This is a genomic window from Azospirillum griseum (genome assembly GCF_003966125.1).
In the GTDB taxonomy this organism is placed as follows: Bacteria; Pseudomonadota; Alphaproteobacteria; order Azospirillales; family Azospirillaceae; genus Azospirillum; species Azospirillum griseum.
Genome location: NZ_RXMA01000011.1, coordinates 107,509 through 123,587, shown reverse-complemented (window position 1 = coordinate 123,587; position 16,079 = coordinate 107,509). Strand labels below are relative to the sequence as shown.

Genomic DNA, 16,079 nt, shown 5'->3' with positions numbered 1-16,079 from the left:
CGGACATGCCCCTGGCGGTTCGCCCGACCGTCGCGGCCGACGCCGAGGCGGTCAGCGATCTGCTGCGCGTCTGCTACACCACGCTGATGGAGCCGGGCTATCCGCCGGGGGCGCTGGATCGGGTGCTGCCGCTGATGATGCGCGCCAACCCGGCCCTGTTGCGCTCCGGTCGCTATTACGTGGTGGAAACGGCGGACGGGACTCCGGTCGGGTGCGGCGGTTGGTCGTTGGAGCGGCCCGACGCCCCGAACGACCCGGTGGACCCGACCCTGGGCCACATCCGCCATTTCGGCACGCACCCGGATTGGCTGCGGCGTGGGGTGGGGGCGGCGTTGATCGAGCGCTGCGTGGTGGATGCGCGGGCGGCGGGGGTGCAGCGGTTCGAATGCTACGCCAGCCTTGTGGCCGGTGAGTTTTACCAGTCGCAGGGGTTCCGCCCGCTGGGGCCGCTCGACGTCCGCATCGCCAACGGCATGGTGATTCCCAGCCTGCTGATGATCCGCGACCGGCTGTGACCAAACGGGCGGTGATGGGCAGGCGGTGACGCCGCAAGCGCGGTGGCGTCAGCCCCGCACCGCCTGAGCGTTCACCGATTCCAGATTGAGGGCGGCGGCCAGCAGGGCGCGGGTGTAGTCCTGCTGCGGGGCTTCGAAGATGCGTTGGGTCGGCCCCTGTTCCACCACCTTGCCGTCCTTCATCACCATCACATGGCTCGACAGGGCGCGAACCACGCGCAGATCGTGGCTGATGAACAGATAGGCCAGATTGTGGCGGGCCTGGATGTCGCGCAGCAGATCGACGATCTGCGCCTGCACCGACATGTCGAGCGCCGAGGTCGGCTCGTCCAGCACCAGGAAGCGCGGCTTCAGCACCAGGGCGCGGGCGATGGCGATGCGCTGGCGCTGGCCGCCGGAAAACTCGTGCGGGTAGCGGTGGCGGCTGGCCGGATCCAGGCCGACCTCCTCCAGCGCGCGGGCGACCATGCGGTCGCGCTCCGCCGGGTCGCCCAGCTTGTGGATGGCCAGCCCCTCGCCGATGATCTGGCCGACGGTCAGGCGCGGCGACAGGCTGCCATAGGGGTCCTGAAACACCACCTGCATCTCCCGGCGCAACGGGCGCATCCGCTTGGCCGTCCAGCCCTGCACGTCCACCCCGTCGAAGCGGATGGCCCCGGCGCTGGCGTGCAGCCGCAGCAGCGCCAGCCCCAGCGTGGTCTTGCCGGAGCCGGATTCGCCGACCACCCCCACCGTGTGGCCCTGGCGCACCGCGACCGACACGCCATCGACGGCGCGGATGTGGCCGACGGTGCGGCGCAGCAGCCCCTTCTTGATCGGGAAATGCACCTTCAGCCCGTCCGCCGCCATCACCTCCGCCGCGTCGTCGGGCGGGGTCAGCGGGTTGCCGCGTGGTTCGGCCGAAAGCAGGGCGCGGGTGTAGGGGTGTTGCGGGCGCACGAACAGATCGGCCACCGCCGCCTGCTCGACAATCTCCCCGCCCTTCATCACGCAAACCCGGTCCGCCATTTTGCGCACCACCCCCAGATCGTGGGTGATGAGCAGCAGCGCCATGCCGAAGCGGCGTTGCAGATCCTTCAGCAGCTCCAGAATCTGCGCCTGGATGGTGACGTCGAGCGCGGTGGTCGGCTCGTCGGCGATCAGCAGATCGGGTTCGTTGGCCAGCGCCATGGCGATCATCACCCGCTGGCGCTGGCCGCCCGACAGTTCGTGCGGGTAGGCGCTCAACCGCTTGTCCGGATCGGGCAGGCCGACCAGCCGCAGCAGCTCCAGCGTGCGGGCGCGGGCGGCGCTGGCCGACAGACCCTTGTGCAGGAACAGCGTCTCGTTGATCTGCCGCTCGATGGAGTGGAGCGGGTTCAGCGAGGTCATCGGCTCCTGAAAGATCATGGCGACGCGGTTGCCGCGCACGCCGCGCAGGGTCTTTTCGTCCGCCCCGATCATCTCGGTGCCGTTGACGCGGATTGACGACCCGGCGGGGTGGCTGGCCATCGGCTGGGGCAGCAGTTGCAGGATCGACAGCGCCGTCACCGATTTGCCGGAGCCGGACTCGCCGACCAGCGCCAACGTTTCGCCCTTGGCGATGGCGAAGGACACACCCTTGACCGCGTGGGCCACGCCATTGGGGCTGCGGAAATCCACGCGCAGGTCGGTGATGGACAGCAGGGGAGCGGCGGCTGTGGAGGCGTCGGTCTGGGTGGCGGCGGTCATGGGCGGGGCCTTGTCGAAGAGGAAGCGGCGTGGCTGCGGTCCACCGCCTCTGCGGTCTCGTCCGTCGCCGTGGACACCCCGGTGGACAGGGCGGCGATGGTCTTGCGCGGGTCGAAGGCGTCGCGCACCGCCTCGCCGATGAAGATCAGCAGGCTGAGCGTCAGCGCCAGCACGATGAAGGCGGTCAGGCCCAGCCAGGGCGCTTGCAGGTTGGCCTTGCCCTGCGCCAGCAGCTCGCCCAGCGAGGGGGAGCCGGGCGGCAGGCCGAAGCCCAGGAAATCCAGCGCGGTGAGCGTGGTGATCGACCCGTTGAGGATGAAGGGCATGAAGGTCAACGTTGCCACCATGGCGTTGGGCAGCACATGGCGGACCATGATGGTGACGTCACTCGCCCCCAGCGCGCGCGCCGCCCGCACGTAATCCAGATTGCGGGCGCGCAGGAACTCCGCCCGCACCACATGGACCAGCGCGGTCCAGGAAAACAGCAGCAGCAGGCCCAGCAGCCACCAGAAGGTCGGCGTCACCACGCTGGCCAGGATGATGAGCAGGAACAGGGTGGGCAGCCCCTGCCAGATCTCGATGAAGCGCTGGAACAGCAGGTCGGTCAGCCCGCCGAAATAGCCCTGGACCGCACCCGCCATCACCCCGATGACCGAGGAGAACAGCGTCAGCGTCAACCCGAACAGGACGGAGATGCGGAAGCCGTAGATCAGGCGGGCCACCACGTCGCGCCCCTGGTCGTCGGTGCCCAGCCAATTGTCGGCCGACGGTGGGGCCGGGGCGGGAACCGGCAGGTTGTAATTGATGGTGCGGTAGCTGTAGCGGATCGGCGCCCACACCATCCAGCCCTTGGCCGCGATCAGTTCGCGCACGAAGGGGTCGCGGTAATCGGTTTCCGTCGCGAACTCGCCGCCGAAGGTGGTTTCGGGATAGGCGGTGAAGACCGGCCAATAGAGGGCGTTGTCGTAGCGGACGACCAGCGGCTTGTCGTTGGCGATGAACTCCGCCCCCAGCGACAGGGTGAACAGCGCCAGGAAGATCCAGAAGGACCAGAATCCGCGCCGGTTGGCCCGGAAATTCGCCAGACGGCGGCGGGTGATGGGGGTGAGGCGCAAGGCTCAGACGCTCCGCGAGTCGAAATCGATGCGGGGATCGACCAGGACATAGGTGACGTCCCCGACCAGATTCATCACCAGACCCAACAGGGTGAAGAAATACAGCGTGCCGAACATCACCGGATAATCGCGGTTGATCGCCGCCTCGAACCCCAGCAGGCCCAGCCCGTCGAGCGAGAAGATCACCTCGATCAGCATCGCCCCGGTGAACAGGATGCCGATGAAGGCCCCGGGGAATCCGGCGATGACGATCAGCATGGCGTTGCGGAAGACATGGCCGTACAGCACCTGCCGTTCCGCCAGACCCTTGGCCCGCGCGGTCACGACATACTGCTTGCCGATCTCCTCCAGGAAGGAGTTCTTGGTCAGCATGGTCAGCCCGGCAAAGCCGCCGATCACCATGGCCAGCACCGGCAACACCATGTGCCACAGGTAATCCAGAACCTGTTTGTACCAGGGCAGCGACGCCCAATTGTCCGACACCAGACCGCGCAAGGGGAACCAGTCGAGGTATCGGCCCCCGGCGAAGACGACGATCAGCAGCACCGCGAAGAGAAAGCCCGGAATGGCGTAGCCGACGATGACGACCCCCGACGTCCAGACGTCAAAGGGCTGGCCGTCGCGCACCGCCTTGGCGATGCCCAGCGGGATGGAGACCAGATAGACGATCAGCGTCGTCCATACCCCCAGCGAAATCGACACCGGCATTTTTTCGATCACCAGATCGACGACCCGGCGGTCGCGGAAATAGCTGGTCCCGAAATCAAAGACGACGTAATTGCCCATCATGTGGAGAAAGCGTTCGTGCAACGGTTTGTCGAAGCCGAATTCCTTCTCCAACTGCTTGATGAAAGCGGGATCCAGCCCCTGCGCGCCCCGGTAGCGGTTGCCGCTGTCGCCGCCGGTTTGGGCGTGTTGCTGGGTGGTGGCCCCGCTGTCGCCGCTGGCCGAGCCGCCGATGCGCGAGGTGGCCTCCACCGCCGTGCCCTGGACGCGGGCGATCATCTGCTCGATCGGGCCGCCGGGGGCGATCTGCACGATCAGGAAATTGATGATCATGATGCCGACCAGCGTCGGCACGATCAGCAGCAGGCGGCGGGTGATGTAGGCCAGCATGGGCGGTGGCGTCCCCGTCTTTGGCGGAATTGCAGTGGAACTTGCGGGGTTATGGCGACGGTGTTGCGGGTGACGGGGCGGTGCGGCGGGCGCTGGTCGCCAGCTTGGCGTTCTTCGCCGGATCGACCCACCAGATGTCGGTCACGCCCAGCCCGTATTTGGCGGTGATGGCCGGATGGGAGAAGCGGTTCCAATAGGCCACCCGGTGCACGCTGTCGTGCCAATGCGGGATGACGTACCAGTTCCACAGCAGCACGCGGTCCAGCGCGCGGGTGGCGGCGATCTGCGCCTCGCGGTCCGGGGCGGCGATGATCTTTTCCACCAGCGCGTCCACCACCGGATTCTTGATGCCGATGGTGTTGCGGCTGCCGGGCAGGTCGGCGCGTGAGGATTCCCAGTAATCCCGCTGTTCGTTGCCGGGTGACAAGGATTGCGCCATCCGTTCGATGGTCATATCGAAATCGAAATTGTCGGTGCGGTTCTGGTACTGGGCGGTGTCCACCACGCGGATGCTTGCCTCGATCCCGGCGCGCTCCAGATTGCGCAGGAAAGGTTGGATGATCCGTTCCATGTCCGCCTGCGCGATCAGGATTTCAAAGCGGAAGGGCGCGCCGGTGGCGGTGTTGACCAGCTTGTTGTTCTTCAGATCCCACCCGGCCTCTTTCAACAGGCCCAGCGCGGTGCGCAGATTCTGGCGGATGTTGCCGCTGCCGTCGGTTTTCGGCGGTTCGAACGGGGTGGTGAACACCTCGTCCGGGATCTTGCCGCGAAAGGGTTCCAACAGGGCCAGTTCGGCGGGGGAGGGCAGGCCGGTGGCCGCCAATTCCGAATTGGCGAAATAGCTCTTGGTCCGCTGGAACAGGCCATAAGACAGGTTGGCGCGGGTCCACTCGTAATCGAACAGGTAATTCAGCGCCTCGCGCACCTTGCGGTCCTGGAAGATCGGGCGGCGGATGTTGAAGGCAAAGGCCTGCATCCCCTGCGGATCCTGGTGCTTGATCTCCTCGCGGACGATCTCGCCATCCTTCACGGCGGGGGTGTTGTAGCCGGTCGTCCAGTTTTTCGACGAATGCTCGACCCGGAAATCATAGGCCCCGGCCTTGAAGGCTTCAAAGGACACGTCGAGGTCGCGGTAATAGTCGTAGCGGATGCGGTCGAAATTGTAGCGGCCCCGGTTGACCGGCAGATCCTTCGCCCACCAATCGGTGACGCGCTGGTAGGTGATGGAACGACCCGCCTGCACCTCCGCCACGCGATAGGGACCGCTGCCGATCAGCGGTTCCAGCGTGGTGGTGGCGAAATCGCGCGTGGCGAAGGCGTGTTGGGGCAGGACCGGCAATTGCCCCATGATGATCGGCAGTTCGGCGTTGTCGGTGTTGCGGAACGTGAAGGTGACGGCGCGCTCCCCGGTCTTCTCCGCCTTGGCGACGTCGGCGTAATAGGTCCGGTAGACCGGATGGCCCTTGTCGCGCAGCGTCTCAAAGCTCCAGATCACATCCTCGGCGGTGACGGGCGTGCCGTCGTGGAAGCGGGCCTGCGGCCGCAGGGTGAAGGTGACGGCGCTGCGGTCCTTCGCCACCCGGATCGTTTCGGCCAGCAAACCGTATTCGGTCCCGACCTCGTCCCCGCTGCCGGTGGTCAGGGTCTGGAAGACCAGCCCGGCCCCAGCGGCGGTCTGGCCGCGCAGGATGAAGGGGTTGAGGTTGTCGAAGCCGCCGAAGGCCGACAGCTTGATTTCTCCGCCCTTGGGGGCGTTGGGATCGGCGTAGTCGAAATGCTGGAAATCCGGGCCGTATTTCGGCGCGCCGTGCTGGGTGATGGCGTGGAGCGCCGGGGGCGTCGTGGCGCTGGTGTCCTGCGCCGTTGCCGGGCCTGCGGCCAGCAGCATCGCGCCGACCATCGCCGCCAGTGTCACGCGCGTCCGACCCTGCATTCCCAACCCCGTCATTGTGGTGAATCCGTTCGTTCGGAAGTAGCCCCTCATTGGGGCCACATCAAGGCCGTGCGCCCGCTTTGGCCGGATCGACCCACCAATTGGCGGGGAAATGGGTGTTGCGGAAATCCTGATCGTATTTTGCCGGGGTGGCGGGGTGGGCCAGCCAGGTCTTGTGCGCCACCCAATTGTCCGGGTTGTGCCAGTGCGGGATCATGAAGAATCCCCACAGCAGCACGCGGTCGAGCGCGCGGGTCGCGGCCTGCACGCTGTCGAGATCCTTGGCCGCCAACACCCGTTCGATCAGCGCGTCGGCCACCGGGTCGCGCACGCCCGCGTAATTGGCCGATCCCTTGGTGTCCGCCGCCGCCGAGCCGAAATAGGTCCGCAATTCGGTGCCGGGCGGGGTGAAGAAGTTCAGATTGACGGTCACGACGTCAAAATCGAACTCGTCGAGCCGGGCCTGATATTGGGCGCTGTCGACGATGCGCAGGGTGGCGTCGATGCCGATCTTGCGCAGCGTTTCGATGTAGGGCTGGACCACGCGGGTCAGCGCGCCGGTCCCGTCGAGGAACTCGATGCGCAGCGGTTCGCCGGTCTTGACGTTGGTCAGGGTTCCGTTGCGGGTCTCCCACCCGGCCTCCTTGAACAGGCGCAGGGCGTCGCGCTGTTGCGCGCGGGTGTTGCTGCTGCCGTCGGTGGTCGGCGGGGCAAAGGGTTGGGTGAACAGCCGGTCGGGCAGTTGGGCGCGGTGCGGCTCCAGCAGGACCAGTTCCGCCGGGCCGGGCAGGCCGCGCGCGCCGAAATCGGAGTTGGGGAAGTTGCTGAGCGTCCGGCGGTACTGTCCGGCCAGGATGTTCTTGCGAATCCAGTCGAAATCGAACAGCAGTCCCAACGCCTCCCGCACCCTCGGGTCGGCGAAGGCCGGGCGGCGGGTGTTCAGGCGGAAGCCCTGCGCGCCCAGCGGCAGCTCGCTGGGGATGGCGAGGCGGGCGACCCGGCCATCCTGCATCGCCGGAAAATCATAGCCGCTGGCCCAGCGCAAGGCCCGATTCTCGGCGCGGAAATCATAGGCCCCGGCCTTGAAGGCTTCGAAGCTTACATCGTCGTCGCGGTAATAGTCGATCTTGACGCTGTCGAAATTGTAAAGCCCCCGGTTGACCGGCAAATCCCGTCCCCAGTAATCGGCCACCCGTTCAAAGACGATGCTGCGGCCGGGATCGACGCTTTTGATCCGGTAGGGACCGCTGCCCAGCGGCGGTTCCAGCGTGGTCTTGGACAGGTCGCGTCCGTTGGCCGTCCACCAATGCTGCGGGCGCGGTGACAGGGTCAGGGCGAAATCCAGGATCGGCTTGAGGTCGCCGCCGCCATCCACGGTGATTTTCACCCGGCGGTCGTCCAGCGCCTCCACCGTCTTGACGCGGTCGAGGAAGGATTTGAGGAAGGGCGCGCCGTGCGCCTGAATCTGGTCCCAGGTGAAGCGCACATCCTGCGCCGTCACCGGCACGCCGTCGTGCCAGCGCGCGTTGGCCCGCAAGGTGAAGATCGCCCAGGACCGGTCGTCGGGCAGTTCCACACTCTCGGCCAGCGCGCCATAGGCGGCGTCCAGCTCCCAGCCCGAGGGAACCATCAGCGTGTCGGCGATCAGCCCCAGCGTGCGCGGGGGCACGCCGCGCAGGATCAGGCTGTTCAGGCTGTCGAAGCTGCCGGGTGCGGCGAGCGTCACCGATCCGCCCTTGGGCGCGTTCGGATTCACATGGGGGAAATGGGTGAAATCCGGCGCGAATTGTGGCTCGCCAAACTGTTTCAAAGCCGGAACGACCGCTGTTCCGGCATAGGCGGGCAGGGCCAGGGACAGCAGCGTGGCGGCAACGGCAAGAACGCGGCGCATCGGCAAACCCGATCCAGGGGAAGGGTCCTTGATTGACGGTGAGCCACCGGTCGCGGTCAAGGACTATTCAATCAGGGCAATCGCTTGAAGCATCGTGCGACCGACCGGAGCAAGATCTGCCACGGATTTCACGGATTTTCCTCACGGACTTCACGGAACGCGTCTCAGAGCCATCCTGCTTGCGAACTGGTCGCAAACCTCATGGCGGGATACGATTGGGGTCAAAAATCCGTGTAATCTCTGATCTTTGTCCGTGAAATCCGTGTCCATTCTTGCTTGCGTTGCGATGATCCCTCGTTCAAGTGATTGCCCTGACTATTCAAGCCAAACTCGGGTTTGCCGGGGGTGTCAGGCGATGGCCGTGTCTTGGTCCAGATCCTTGGGGGTCAGGCGTTCCATCAGTTGGCGGTACCGGCGATCCGTGCGGATCAGCTTGCGCACCGCCTTTCCGTGGCGTGGGTTGGCCAGCATCCAGGCTTCCGCCGCACCATGATGCTCCGGATGGATGGACAGCATGTAGATCATGGCTTGTTCCGGACTCGAAATGGATTTCTCGGCCAGTTGCTCCAGGATCGCCCCGACATAGATCGGCAGGACTTCGCGGAAATCGGCGCGGCCGTCCTCGGGGCCATCATCCTCGGGTGCGTTGGCTGCGGGCGTGTCGCCTTCCGCGCCGGTGTCGTCCGGTGCCGCGACCGTGTCCAGCATGGCGAGGCGTTCGCTCTCCGGCAGAGCGAAAAAGGCGTCGAGGCCGAGCAGCAGGTCGCAGAGGGTTTTCTTGCGCACCATCCAGTTGGACCCGGCGGCCACACGCGCCGCCAACCCCTCCAGGAAGGGGCGCAGATTTTCCGGCGACGTGTCGAAGACGGAACGGGATGGTTGAGTGATCGGTGTCATTGCGAATCCAAAACGAAAAGGGGGTGCGCTCAACCGGCCAGCGCGGCCATCGCCTCGCGGTGGGTGCGCGGATCCCCGGCGGCGATCACCCGCCCGGTGGAGGCGGCGTTCAGCGGCGCGCCGTCCCAATCGGTCATCAGCCCGCCCGCCCCGATCACGACCGGAACCAGGGCGGCGAAGTCGTACAGCTTCAGCCCCGATTCGACGACCAGATCGTAATAGCCCGACGCAAGCAGCCCGTAGCTGTAGCAATCCCCGCCATAGGCCGACACCTTCACCTGTGCGGCAACCCGGCGGTAGGCGTCGTAATCCTCTCCGGGAAACAGGTCGGGGGAGGTGGTCCCGAACATCGCCGCCGCGATGCCGCCGGGGCAGGGGCGCACGCGCACCGGCTGGCCGTTGTGGGTGGTCGGCTGCCCGGTCACGCCCAGCCAGCGGTCGCCGATGATCGGCTGGTCGATCAGCCCCATCACCGGGGTGCCGCGATGGAGTAGGGCGACCAGCGTGCCGAAGATCGGCCGCCCGGCGATGAAGGATTTGGTCCCGTCGATCGGGTCGATGACCCACACCCATTCGGCGTCGAGGTTCTTGGTGCCGAACTCCTCGCCATAAATCCCGTCGTCGGGGCGTTCGGCGTCCAGGATCGCGCGGATGGCGCGTTCGGCCTCGCGGTCGGCGACGGTCACGGGGGATTGATCGGCCTTGTCGTCCACCGTCACGCCGGTGCGGAAATAGCCGCGAATCACGCTGGCGCTGGCGTCGGCCAGCCGCTGGGCCAGGGCCACCAGGGGTGCGGGGCAAATCTCGGTCATCGTGGGGATCCTTCCGGGCGGTGTCGGCGGCATCCTAACCACGCCCGACGGCGGCGCAAACCCGAAAGCGCGCGGCACCCCCTTTCCGGCGCGGCGGGGTTGTGGCAGCCTGCCGGTCATGTCCGAACGACCCAACGTCTACGCGTGCGTGCCGCTCGACCGCGCCGCGCACCGCCGCAAGGATGCCGATTGGCTGAACGAGGCGCGCCGGTCGGCGACCGCGCGCGTCCTGCCGGTCTGGCAATCGCGCAACTTCGTCACCGGCCCCGCTGATGCCCCGCGCGCCGTTCTGGTTCCGGCATCGCTCGATCTTGGTCAGGAGCCGATCTTTCTGGGCCTGTTGACCGAGGGGGAGGCGGCGGGCGCGCCGGTCTTCGCCGTCGATCTGCCGGGGGCGGAGTCGCCGGACACCCTGCCGCCGCTGGCCGGGTTGGGCCGGTTCGAGGATCTGCGCAGCGTCGGCCCGCAGATGCCGCCGGGGGAGGGGGCCTATTGCGCCTACGCCCGAGGCATGGCGTGGTGGAACGCCCGGCACCGCTTTTGCGGCGTCTGCGGCGCTCCGGCGGCGATGGCGGAGGGCGGGCATGTGCGCGTCTGCACCGATGCCGCCTGCGCCACCCACCATTTCCCCCGCACCGATCCGGCGGTGATCATGCTGGTGCACGATGGCGGCGACCGCATGGTGCTGGGGCGGCAATCGCGCTTTCCCCCCGGCGTCCATTCGGTGCTGGCGGGCTTCGTCGAACCGGGCGAAAGCCTGGAGGAGGCGGTGGCGCGCGAGGTGCTGGAAGAGGTCGGCCTGACCGTGACCGACGTGCGTTATTGCTCGTCGCAGCCCTGGCCCTTCCCGTCCTCCCTGATGCTCGGCTTCACCGCGCGGGCGACCAGCTTCGACATTTCGACCGACCAGGACGAGTTGGAAAGCGCCCGCTGGTTCGACCGCGCCTTTTTGCGCGACCACACCCCCAGCGATGATTTCCGGCTGGCCCGCAAGGATTCCATCGCCCACCGCCTGATCCGCGATTGGATCGATCAGGGGTGATCAGGCGGGTGGGGTGAAACGACAAACGGCGGATCGGGTTGCCCCGGTCCGCCGTTTTCGTGTTTGGCCGCAGCGTTGACGCCGCCCCGGCTCAATCCTCGCCGATCAACTGGCTTTCCTGATAGCGGAAGGGGTTGGCCGGGTAGACGCCCAGGATCTTGACCTCGCGGGCGAAGAAATCCAGCTCCTCCAACGCCAGCTTCAGCGGGCGTTCCTCGGGGTGGCCTTCGACGTCGGCGTAGAACTGGGTCTGGGTGAAGCGGCCACCGACCATGTAGCTTTCCAGCTTGGTCATGTTGATGCCGTTGGTGGCAAAGCCGCCCAACGCCTTGTACAGCGCGGCGGGCACGCTGCGCACGCTGAAGACGAAGGTCGTCACCGTCCGGCAGGACCCGGCGGCGGGCTGCTTGGGGTCGCGCGACAGAATTAGGAAACGGGTGGTGTTGTGATCGGCGTCCTCGATCCCGCTTTTCAGGATGTCGAGGTTGTAGATTTCGGCGGCCAGCGAGGAGGCGATGGCGGCGTGTTGCGGATCGTTCAGCTCCGCGATCTCGCGCGCCGCACCGGCGGTGTCGGCGTGGTTGATCGCCTCCAACCCCAGCGAGCGGGTCATCGCCTGGCATTGCGACAGCGCCTGGATGTGGCTGCGCACCGTCTTGATGGTGCCGAGCGTCGCGCCCTTGGGCGCCAGCAGCATGTGGTTCACCCGCTGGAAATGCTCGCCGATGATGTGCAGGCCGCCTTCGGGCAGCAGGTGATGGTTGTCGGCCACCCGCCCGGCGATGGAGTTTTCCACCGGGATCATCGCCAGCGACGCCCGCCCCTCGCGCACGGCGGCGAAGGTCGCGTCGAACGTCGGGCAGGGCAGGGTCGTCATGGTCGGGCGGGCGTTGCGGCACGCCAGATCGGAATAGGCCCCGGGGAAACCCTGGAAGGCGATGACGTTTGCGTTCGACACGGTTGGGACTCGGCGGTCGGGTGTTACAGGGAGAAGCGGCGGGCCAGCACCGTGCGGGCGCGCTCCAAATCGGCGGGAGTATCAACGCCCAGTGGCACCGCGTCAACGACCGCCGCGTCGATCCGCATGCCGAAGGCCAGCGCACGGAGCTGCTCCAGCCGTTCGCGCTGCTCCAGCACCGACGGCGGCAGGCGGACATAGCGTTCCAGCGCGGCGCGGCGGTAGGCGTACAGGCCGATGTGGTGGTACAGCTCGCCCTCGCCCCACGGCGCGGTGGCGCGGGTGAAGTAGAGCGCGCGGCCCCGGTTGGTCGAGGGGGCGAGTTCCAGCACCGCCTTGACCACGTTGGGGTCGGTGCGCTCCTCCTCCCGGCGGATCGGGACGACCAGGGTGGCGATGTCCACCGCCGGATCGGACAGCGGGGCGAAGGCGGCGCGGACGACGGCGGGTTCGATGGTCGGCAGGTCGCCCTGCACGTTCACCACCGCGTCGTAATGCCCATCGGGGTCGAGCAGGCTGACCGCTTCGAAAATCCGGTCGGAGCCGGAGGGGTGATCCGGGCGGGTCAGCACGGCGGTCCCGCCCGCCGCCTCCACCGCCTTGGCGATCTCCTTTTCCGCGCAGGCGACGACGACCGGGCCGATGTCGGCCTCCATCGCGCGGCGCAGGACATGGACGATCATCGGCATGCCCAGAATGTCGGCCAACGGCTTGCCGGGCAGGCGGGTGGACGCCATGCGCGCCGGAATCACCACGATGGGGTTGCTGGGCGGCGGGGAGGTCGGTGCGATCATCGGTGGCTCGCTGCAAAGAACCGGCGCGGGGGCCGCGTCTGGGGCGGGTGAACCATGGAAGCGGCGGCGGCGTCAAGGCTTGTGGCGGTGCAGCGCGGGACCTTTTCCACATCCCAAGCCGGTGACAAGCCCGTGCGCGCGCGGTATGGTGCGGGCGACGCCTCACGCGAAGGCGGCGGGAACGCCCCCGGCGGATCAACGGCCGGCGAACAGAAGACACGAAGGACGAAGAGACTCACATGAGCATGGAGTTGAACAAGATTTTTGGCGCCGTTCTGCTGGCGGGCTTGATCGCCATGCTGACCGGCTTCGCGTCCGAGGTGCTGGTCCATCCCAAGAAGCTGGAAAAGAGCGCCTATGTCGTTGCCGCGCCGGCGGGGGCTGCGGTCGCCGACAAGGGGGCTGCCGCTGCGGCGGGTCCGGCGGCCATCGGTCCGCTGATGGCCTCGGCCGACGCCGCCGCCGGTCAAACGGCGGCCAAGGCCTGCGCGGCCTGCCACAGCTTCGACAAGGGCGGGGCGAACAAGGTCGGCCCGAACCTGTTCGGCGTGCTGGGCGGTCCGAAGGGCCACGTGGCGGGCTTCGGCTACTCCGACGCGCTGGTCAAGACCGGCGGCACCTGGAGCTATGACGAGCTGAACAAGTTCCTCTACGACCCGAAGGCCTACGCCCCCGGCACCAAGATGACCTTCGCCGGTCTGAAGAAGGATGCGGAGCGCGCCAACGTCATCGCCTATCTCCGTTCGCTGTCCGACAGCCCGGCCCCGCTGCCGTAATCCCGGCGCGCGAGGATCGCACTCCGACTCACGGGTGGCGAGACCGGTTGAACCGAAAAGCCCCGGTCGTCCGCAAGGACGCCGGGGCTTTTTGCTGCGCGGTGGGTCAGGGGTTCGGGGGATCAGGCGTTCACCAGGGCGGGGCGGGTGGTGGTGGCTCTCCCGTTGTCTGCGCCTCTGGACGGTGCGCGCAGGGCGTCCAGGCTCAGGCGGTCGGCCCCCAGCAGCGCTTCCGCCGCCAGCCGCCCGGAGATGACACAAGCCTCCACACCGGGGCCGGGGAAGACACCGCCACCGGCCAAAACCAGGCCGGGAATCGGCGACCGGCGGCTGGCGGTGTCCTGAGTCGGGTCGATGCCGTAGATCGCCCCGCCGGTGCTGCGGGCGTAACGGGCGAAGGTGGCGGCGCTGGCGTCCTGGCGCACGGTGATGCGCTGGTGCAGGTCCGGGATGACGCGGGCGGCGGCGGCGATCAGCGCGTCGCCCTCCCGCGCCTTGCGCGCCTTGTAATCGGGGGCGCTGCGGTCCCACAGCGCATCGGCGCCGGTGGGGTTGGCCGGGGCCAGCCGCATCAGGGTGATCGCCGAATGGCCCGCCGGAGCCAGACCGGGATCCAGCCGCGACGGAATGGCGATGCCCAGCGTCGGGTCATCCTGAACAAAGGTCACGGCGGGCAGGTCCGGCACGCCCTCCACCCCCAGCGTCACCATGAAGGCGGAGGTCGAGGGCCGCAGCGCCGCGCAGCGGGCGGCAACGGCGGGCGGCAAATGCTCCGGCCCGACCAACTCCAGCAGGGTGCGGCGCAGGTCGGCGTTGGACAGCACGGCGCGGGCGCGGATGCGGCGACCGTCGGCGGTCTCGACTCCGGCGGCGCGGCCATCCTCGATGAGGATGCGTTTCACCGGCGTGCGCAGGCGCAGCGTTCCGCCGTTGGCGCGGACCGAGTCGGCCAGCGCGTCGGCCAGCGCCTGCGACCCACCGATGGGGTAACGCCCGCCGTCGAACCAATAGCCGAAGATCGGGGCCATCTGGGTGACGGTCAGCGTGTCCGGCCGGTCGCTGAGATAGCCGGTCAGGACCGACAGCATCCGCCGCGCGCCCTCGTCGGGGACGAAGCGGGCGAGCATGGCGGGGAAGCTCACCCCCTGCCAACGGAAGGCGTGCGGCGACTGGCTGGCGTAGGCGCGCAGGGCGTCGAGCGTCGCCGGGATGTTGGGCAGGCCGCGCGCGCCGCACCCCCGGTACAGATCGGCGTGGATTGCCCGCATCTCCGCCATGAAGGCGGTCAGCCCGGCGGCGCTGCCGGGGTGTTCGGCGGCGATCAGGGCGACCAGACCGTCGGCGTTGTCGGGCAAAAGGCGGGACCGCCCATCGAGATACAGGCCGCGCGTCACCGGACGCCAGTCCAGCCGCCCGTCGATCTCCAGGCTGCGCAGCAGATGGCCGAGCGGCCCGTCGGGGTGCGCGCCGCTGATGTCGTGGACCCCGGCGTCGAAGCGGTAACGGAACGGCTCCGCGCCCGGTTCCTTGCGGTTGCGCGCCTTGACCAGCCAGGAGGTGCAGAAGCCGCCGGGCCGGTCGTGCGCCTCCAGCACCGTCACCCGCAACCCGGCCTTGGCCAGCAGCGCGGCGGCGCTCAACCCGCCAATGCCCGAGCCGACGACGGCCACGTCGCAGGTTTCATCACCGGAGTCGGCGCGGTGGCTGGGGGCGGTGTGGATGGCCGGGGCTGCAATGTCCGGATCGCGCGGCGGGAAGTCCGGCGCGGTCCAGGGGTTGGGATCCAGCGCGGCCAGACGGCGGCGCAAGCCCATCTCCATCAACCAGCGCGGCGCGCGGCGGTTCAGGACCGCGCCGAGCGCGGTGGAGCCGATGGACAGCGCCGCCGCCGTGCCCGCGTCGCCCAGGGCGAACCCCGCCGCGCCAACCAGGAACAGCGCCCCCCACAAGGCGGTCATCGCCCGGTTGATCATCCGGAATTCGGGCCGCTCCCACAGGGCGGGCGGCCAGTCGTCGCGCGCGTAATCCAGGGTGAAGGGTCGGCCCAGCGCCAAGCCGCCAAAGGCCATCACCGCCAAGGCCAGATGCAGGCTGAGGCCGATGTGGTCCTGCGGCCAGGACCAGCCGATCGGGGCCGCCAGCAGCATCAGCAGGAAATAGGCGGCGGCGACCAGCTCCGGCGCTTTCCAGGAGCCGCGCAGCTTGTCCAGGGCGCAGAGGGCCAGACTGACGGCCAGCCCCCCGGCGCTGGCGGCACCCACCCCGACCAGCGGCAGCAACGCGCCGAACAGGATCCAGGGGGAAAAGCCCAGAACCAGCCGCAGGGCGGTGGGCAGCTTGGTGGAGGCGAGGGAGGAGAGAAAGGCGGGCATGGCGGCGGTCTCGTCGCGGGTGGAAAACCGCGATGACCCTGCCGGGCCGGGGTGGGTTGGGCGAGCGGTGATCCGCAAAACGGCGGCCCCACTTCGCGAACGACGGGGACCGGTCGTTCGCGATGCGTGAATGACCGGTGGATGTTTA

13 protein-coding genes are annotated in these 16,079 nt (G+C 68.0%); 3 read left to right on the top strand and 10 right to left on the bottom strand.

From position 1 onward, the window contains the following. Positions 1-5: 5 nt before the first annotated feature. Entirely contained in the window at positions 6-515 is a 510-nt protein-coding gene (locus EJ903_RS13570; protein ID WP_126616169.1) for a GNAT family N-acetyltransferase, read from the top strand. 48 nt (positions 516-563) lie between these two features. On the opposite strand, the gene EJ903_RS13565 is transcribed toward EJ903_RS13570, so the two are convergent. The 7 genes from EJ903_RS13565 to hisN form a co-directional block, all read right to left on the bottom strand. Beyond that, entirely contained in the window at positions 564-2,225 is a 1,662-nt protein-coding gene (locus EJ903_RS13565) for an ABC transporter ATP-binding protein (RefSeq protein ID WP_126616166.1), read from the bottom strand. Beyond that, positions 2,222-3,340, bottom strand: coding sequence for an ABC transporter permease (locus EJ903_RS13560; protein WP_126616163.1), 1,119 nt, complete (start codon positions 3,338-3,340; stop codon positions 2,222-2,224). The genes EJ903_RS13565 and EJ903_RS13560 overlap by 4 nt, the downstream gene beginning before the upstream one ends. A gap of 3 nt (positions 3,341-3,343) precedes the next feature. Further along, complete coding sequence (locus EJ903_RS13555) at positions 3,344-4,456, bottom strand: microcin C ABC transporter permease YejB (RefSeq protein ID WP_126616160.1); 1,113 nt, start codon at positions 4,454-4,456, stop codon at positions 3,344-3,346. A 49-nt stretch (positions 4,457-4,505) separates the two neighbouring features. After that, positions 4,506-6,389 carry an extracellular solute-binding protein gene (locus tag EJ903_RS13550; RefSeq protein WP_126616157.1) on the bottom strand — a complete coding sequence of 628 codons (1,884 nt, stop codon included), beginning with the start codon at positions 6,387-6,389 and terminating at the stop codon, positions 4,506-4,508. A gap of 61 nt (positions 6,390-6,450) precedes the next feature. Further along, positions 6,451-8,280, bottom strand: coding sequence for an extracellular solute-binding protein (locus tag EJ903_RS13545; protein ID WP_126616154.1), 1,830 nt, complete (start codon positions 8,278-8,280; stop codon positions 6,451-6,453). A 348-nt stretch (positions 8,281-8,628) separates the two neighbouring features. Then, positions 8,629-9,177: a hypothetical protein gene (locus EJ903_RS13540; protein WP_126616151.1), complete on the bottom strand. Its 549-nt coding sequence runs from the start codon at positions 9,175-9,177 to the stop codon at positions 8,629-8,631. 29 nt (positions 9,178-9,206) lie between these two features. Then, entirely contained in the window at positions 9,207-9,989 is a 783-nt protein-coding gene (hisN, locus tag EJ903_RS13535; protein ID WP_126616149.1) for a histidinol-phosphatase, read from the bottom strand. Positions 9,990-10,107: 118 nt separating this feature from the next. On the opposite strand from hisN, the gene nudC reads away from it, so the two are divergent. Further along, positions 10,108-11,031, top strand: coding sequence for an NAD(+) diphosphatase (gene nudC / locus EJ903_RS13530; RefSeq protein ID WP_126616146.1), 924 nt, complete (start codon positions 10,108-10,110; stop codon positions 11,029-11,031). A 91-nt stretch (positions 11,032-11,122) separates the two neighbouring features. On the opposite strand, the gene EJ903_RS13525 is transcribed toward nudC, so the two are convergent. Further along, positions 11,123-11,989 carry a prephenate dehydratase gene (locus EJ903_RS13525; protein ID WP_126616143.1) on the bottom strand — a complete coding sequence of 289 codons (867 nt, stop codon included), beginning with the start codon at positions 11,987-11,989 and terminating at the stop codon, positions 11,123-11,125. 23 nt (positions 11,990-12,012) lie between these two features. Next, positions 12,013-12,783, bottom strand: coding sequence for a 3-deoxy-manno-octulosonate cytidylyltransferase (locus EJ903_RS13520; protein WP_126616140.1), 771 nt, complete (start codon positions 12,781-12,783; stop codon positions 12,013-12,015). A 239-nt stretch (positions 12,784-13,022) separates the two neighbouring features. On the opposite strand from EJ903_RS13520, the gene EJ903_RS13515 reads away from it, so the two are divergent. After that, positions 13,023-13,559: a c-type cytochrome gene (locus EJ903_RS13515; RefSeq protein WP_126616136.1), complete on the top strand. Its 537-nt coding sequence runs from the start codon at positions 13,023-13,025 to the stop codon at positions 13,557-13,559. Between the two features lie 122 nt (positions 13,560-13,681). Here the strand turns inward: EJ903_RS13515 and EJ903_RS13510 are convergent, their stop codons facing one another. Further along, on the bottom strand, positions 13,682-15,931 hold the full coding sequence (locus EJ903_RS13510; protein WP_126616133.1) for a phytoene desaturase family protein: 2,250 nt from the start codon (positions 15,929-15,931) through the stop codon (positions 13,682-13,684). Positions 15,932-16,079: the final 148 nt, after the last annotated feature.